Origin of the sequence: Mycobacterium intermedium (assembly GCF_002086275.1) — a bacterium.
Taxonomy (GTDB): domain Bacteria; phylum Actinomycetota; class Actinomycetes; order Mycobacteriales; family Mycobacteriaceae; genus Mycobacterium; species Mycobacterium intermedium.
The window spans coordinates 1-4,956 of the sequence record NZ_MVHT01000167.1 but is presented as its reverse complement, the minus strand read 5'-3'; the positions used below and the strand labels follow the sequence as shown (position 1 = coordinate 4,956).

General features: G+C 63.5%; 5 protein-coding genes and 1 pseudogene. 5 read left to right on the top strand and 1 reads right to left on the bottom strand.

The window, feature by feature from the left end; translation table 11 throughout:
* The 4 genes and pseudogenes from BST27_RS29520 to BST27_RS29505 form a co-directional block, all read left to right on the top strand.
* A pseudogene (locus BST27_RS29520) lies at window positions 1-462 on the top strand (serine/threonine-protein kinase); the annotation flags it as partial.
* A 70-nt stretch (window positions 463-532) separates the two neighbouring features.
* On the top strand, window positions 533-2,938 hold the full coding sequence (locus BST27_RS29515) for an FHA domain-containing protein (protein WP_069421565.1): 2,406 nt from the start codon (window positions 533-535) through the stop codon (window positions 2,936-2,938).
* 206 nt (window positions 2,939-3,144) lie between these two features.
* Window positions 3,145-3,876, top strand: coding sequence for an LppX_LprAFG lipoprotein (locus BST27_RS29510; protein WP_069421590.1), 732 nt, complete (start codon window positions 3,145-3,147; stop codon window positions 3,874-3,876).
* 45 nt (window positions 3,877-3,921) lie between these two features.
* Window positions 3,922-4,308 carry a DUF4189 domain-containing protein gene (locus tag BST27_RS29505; protein WP_069421566.1) on the top strand — a complete coding sequence of 129 codons (387 nt, stop codon included), beginning with the start codon at window positions 3,922-3,924 and terminating at the stop codon, window positions 4,306-4,308.
* A gap of 6 nt (window positions 4,309-4,314) precedes the next feature.
* On the opposite strand, the gene BST27_RS29500 is transcribed toward BST27_RS29505, so the two are convergent.
* Window positions 4,315-4,545 (bottom strand): hypothetical protein, encoded by a 231-nt coding sequence (locus tag BST27_RS29500; protein WP_069421567.1) that lies wholly within the window; start codon window positions 4,543-4,545, stop codon window positions 4,315-4,317.
* 270 nt (window positions 4,546-4,815) lie between these two features.
* Between BST27_RS29500 and BST27_RS34240 the strand changes: the two genes are divergently transcribed.
* Window positions 4,816-4,956: hypothetical protein (locus BST27_RS34240; RefSeq protein ID WP_249025737.1), on the top strand; the 141-nt coding region annotated here is incomplete at its 3' end.

The following is a 4,956-nucleotide window of genomic DNA, read 5'->3' as shown; positions in this document are numbered from 1 at the left end:
AGGACGACGACCACGACGACCTCGTCCCTGTCCCCTGCCGAGGCTCGACTGATGAGGCTGCTGCCGGCGGGCTACCCGGCTGGCGCATGCACACCGGATGAGTCGCCGATGCCGGGGGCAATTGCGTCAGTGAAATGCACCCAAAACAACGATGCCAATGGCCCGACGGTTTCTGCCTACGGGTTGTACGCCGATGCAGCCGGAACCAAGAATGCGTTCGCGAATTTCACCACCACCTTCAAGATCCAGGATTGTCCCGGCGGGAAGGCGTCACCGGGCAACTGGTGGCACACCGCGGACCCGAACACCATCCTGGGCCAGATCGCCTGCGGCATATACAAGGACAACGAGCCCCAGGTGATGTGGAGCAACGAGCAAACCTTTGTCTTCGCCCTTATCGCAGGCCAACCGCAGGGGCCCGACCTCGACGCGCTCTACCAGTGGTGGGCCAAGCACTCGTGACCGTGCGACGGCTTTGGGTTGCTGAGAAATTCGATCGAGCAAAACTAAGCTGTCGCACCGGAGGCTAAGCATGGCAGACGAAACCGAAACGGTCACGACGAGTCCGCCCCTGCTGGAGGTGCGCGCCGCGGGCCGCACCTGGCACGCCACGGCGAACCGGGTCTGGACCCTCGGTCGCGCCAGCGAGGCCGATATTCGTCTGGACAACCCTCGCGTGTCGCGAGACCACGCTGTACTGGAGGCGACGCCCGCGGCCTGGGTCTTGACCAACCGCAGCAGCAACGGAATGTATGTCAACGGGCAGCGAACCGAGCGGCTGACGATCAGCCGACCCGTCACCGTGCTGCTCGGCTCGGCATCCTCGGGACAACCGGTGGAGTTCCAGCCGGCCGGCAGTGGACCCGCGCGGGCAAACACCGGCGAGGTCACCGCGTCCGGGAGCCCACCCCCGCCCCCCGCAGAAACCACGGGCATCCGCTCTCCCACCGCGGTCCACGCCATCGACCAGGTGGCCGTCACCATCGGTCGGGCACCGGACAACGCGATCGTGCTCAACGACTTGCTGGTTTCGCGCTACCACGCCGCGTTGCGCCGCTCCGGCGACCGGTGGGAGTTGATCGACAAGAACAGCTCCAACGGCACCTATGTCAACGGCAACCGGATCACCCGGGCCTTCATCGGGCCGGAGGACATGGTTGGGATCGGCCACCAGTTGCTGCGTCTGTCCGGCGACAGGCTTGTGGAATACGTCGACACCGGCGACGTGTCCTACGAGGCAACCGATCTCCACGTGGAAACCGACAAGGGCCGCGTCCTGCTGGCCGGCATCGATTTCGCTCTGCCCCAACGCAGTCTGCTCGCGGTGGTGGGTCCGAGCGGGGCCGGCAAGTCGACGCTGCTGGGCGCTCTGACCGGTTTCAAGCCCGCAACGAGCGGCACCGTCCGCTACGACGGTCGCGACCTCTATGACAATTACGACGAGCTGCGACACCGCATCGGCTTCGTGCCGCAAGACGACATTCTGCACACCCAGCTGACGGTCCGACGGGCACTGAATTACGCTGCGCAGCTTCGGTTTCCACAAGATGTTTCCGCTGCCGAACGTAATGAGCGCATCGAGGAAGTGCTGACCGAACTCGGGCTCGCCACCCAGGCCGATCAGCGCATCGACTCGCTGTCGGGAGGCCAGCGCAAGCGCACCAGCGTCGCACTGGAATTGCTGACCAAACCCTCGCTGCTGTTTCTCGACGAACCAACATCGGGCCTCGATCCGGGCTATGAGAAGTCCGTCATGCAGACGCTGCGCTCGCTGGCCGACGACGGACGCTCGGTCGTGGTGGTGACCCACAACATCGCCCACCTGAACATGTGCGATCGGCTGCTCATCCTGGCCCCGGGTGGTCGGATGGCTTATTTCGGGCCGCCGCAACAAGCCTTGAGCTACTTCGGTTGCAGCGACTTCGCCGACCTGTTCATCCTGCTCGAGCAGGACCGCGAAACCGATTGGAGCGGCCGGTTCAACACTTCGCCCTTGCGTGCGGCCTTCATTCCGGAGCCGGGCGGCAGGAAGCTGCCCGGCGCACTACCCGCGAGCAAGGCGACGGCACAGCAGAGCGCGTTCGCGCAGTTCGCGATCTTGTGCCGACGCTACTGGGCGGTCATCGCCGCGGACCGGCAATATGGGGTGTTCTTATTGGCCCTGCCGCTTCTGTTGAGCCTGTTCGCCTATGCGGTCCCGGGGAATGCCGGGCTCTCGCTGGCGAAGGCCATCGAGGAGCGGTCGACGCAACCCTCCCAACTATTGGTGCTGTTGGTCATCGGCGGCGCACTCATGGGCTGTGCCAGCTCAATTCGCGAGATCGTCAAGGAACGCGCGATTTATCAACGTGAACACGGCATTGGGTTGTCCGGCACGGCATACCTGGGGTCGAAACTGGTCGTCCTCGGCGTGCTGACCAGTCTGCAAGGGCTGATCCTCGGCGTCCTCGGCACGCTGTTCGTGCCGCCTCCGGACTCTTCGGCGTTATGGCCGTCGTCCGGCGAGGAAATAGAGACGATCCAGCAACGTCTGGGCTCTGCCGAAGTGGCGGTTGCCGTCATCGCGGTCACCGTGGTCTCGATGATCATCGGGCTGCTGATTTCGGCGATGATCGCCAACGCCGACCGCGGCATGCCGCTACTGGTCCTGGTGGTCTTCGCCGAATTGGTGCTGTGCGGCGGCATGTTCGCGGTACACGGTCGGATCCCGTTGGAGCAACTGGCCTGGCTGTCACCGTCACGGTGGGCCTACGCCATGGGCGCCTCGACCGTCGGCGTCAATTTTCTGCACCCAGGTGCCGAAGACCCGTTGTGGGAGCACGGTCGCACGCATTGGCTGACGGCCTTCGGCATGTGCGTGGTGCAGGCGGTGGTGCTCATTGCGCTCTTGGCGATCCGGCTGCGGCGCATCGATGCCCAGCGCCGCGCCCGCAAGTAGCAACCACTTAGCTCATCTCTTTGCTTGACTCGCCGCCAAAGGCCGTTGCGGCGGGCACCAGATAAATCCACTCGAAGCCTGTACCTGCCGATACCGCGCGGCTTACGATGATGCCCGGCTGCGCCGCCGCGCTCAGATCAGTTTGCCCTGCGACAACGTAGCCGTTGCACAGACTGAAAAGTCTTGCCCGAACGAAGGAGATGTTTATGAAGCTCTGGTGTCGCGCCGGCGTAGCGGCGGCGACGGCTGTTCTTGCAACGGCACTGGCGTTGAGCGGCTGCTCCTCAGACAACGGCGCGAAGGGCGGCTCCTCCACCCCGGCCAATATCGACGCCGCGGCGACGGTCAAGCAAGCCGCCGACGTGATGAGCAAAGTCACCGGCATGCACGTGAGTCTCACCGTGAAAGGGGCGGTCCCCAATCTGGCGGTAACCAAGCTGGACGGCGACGTCTCCAGCACCCCACACACGACCGCCACCGGCACCGCGACGCTGACCGTGGGCAAGGACGACGTTGATTCGAAGTTCGTCTACGTGGACAACCACCTGTATTCGGACGTCGCCGATCCGGGCAAGCATTTCACCGATTACGGCAACGGGGCGTCGATCTACGACGTTTCCACTCTCCTCGACCCGAAGCGTGGCTTGGCGAATATCCTTGAGCACCTTCAGAATCCGGCCGTGGCAGGCAGTGAGGACATCAACGGGGTCGGCACCACCAAGATCACCGGCAAATCGAACAACGACGACGTCGCGACACTGGCCGGATCGCGACTGAACGCAGCGGACGCCCCTCCGACGCCCACGACTGTCTGGATCGCCTCGGACGGGTCATACCACCTCGTGAAGATCGAATTCATCCCGGTGCAGAACGGGACGATCACGATGACGTTGTCCGAATGGGGCAAGCAAGTCACCGCAACCAAACCGTCTGTTTAGCCCGAACTAGCGATGTCTGGGACCATGTCTGGGAAAGGAATCACCATGGCATTGACCGCATTTCAACAGCGAGCTGCGGTAGTGGTGGCCAACGTCGCGACGGTGGCGGCGACGATCCTCGCCTTCGCCCCGGTAGCAAGCGCCGATGATGACGACGACTATTGGGGCGCGATCGCGTACTCCCCTTCGGGCGATCTCTTCGGCCGGGCAAAGCACTATCCATCCAAGGCGGCCGCCGAGAGCGCGGCGCAAGCGGCGTGCGCCCACAAGGATTGCAAGACACTCGTCATCTTCAAGCAGTGCGGTGCGGTCGCCGAGAACAGCGCCCGTGACATGGCCGGCGGTTACGGGGCCACCCTGGCCGCGGCACAGGCCGACGCGCTGAAAACCCTTGGTACGTCCGGCTCTATCGCGACTTGGTTCTGCAACTGAGGTGATTCAGATGTGCTTCGTCACGAAGGGCACCCCGCTGACGGCTAGGGAACCGCAGGACAGTTGGACCGAGAGCAGTCGGTACCCGACGTAGTACACCGCAAATGACCACCAACGCCGGACGATTGCCTGCCACCTACCGGGCAACACTGCCGCAATACCGAACACCGTCGTCACGAGAAACAGGACCCGGGCGAGGGGGCGGGTCCTGGCGTCGGTGCCGGCCGTGGTGAGCATCTGCTTGCCTTTCTCTTGCCCGCTTCGTCTCTTCGAATTCGTCGTGTGTCTAAAGAAAGGTTCCGTCGGCGCGCTTGCCGCATCCTCTATGGATCTTTGGCACCGGTCATCGCGGCGGACCGGGACGGTTTTTCGAAAGTGAAATGTGTGCTTCTCGTGCGTTTGTCGGGGCTGGGGCATAACGTCGTGATTGCCAAAACCTGCGTTTTCAGCTGAGGCCCCGGTCGGGAGGTTGTTGATAATGTCAGCGGTTGATTGGGAGGATCAGCTATGAGCGACGGGCCAGACTCTCGGGTAGGGACGATGTTCGGCCCCTACCGCCTCAAACGACTGCTGGGCCGTGGGGGGATGGGCGAGGTCTACGAGGCTGATCACACCGTCAAGGAGTGGACGGTCGCGGTCAAGGTGATG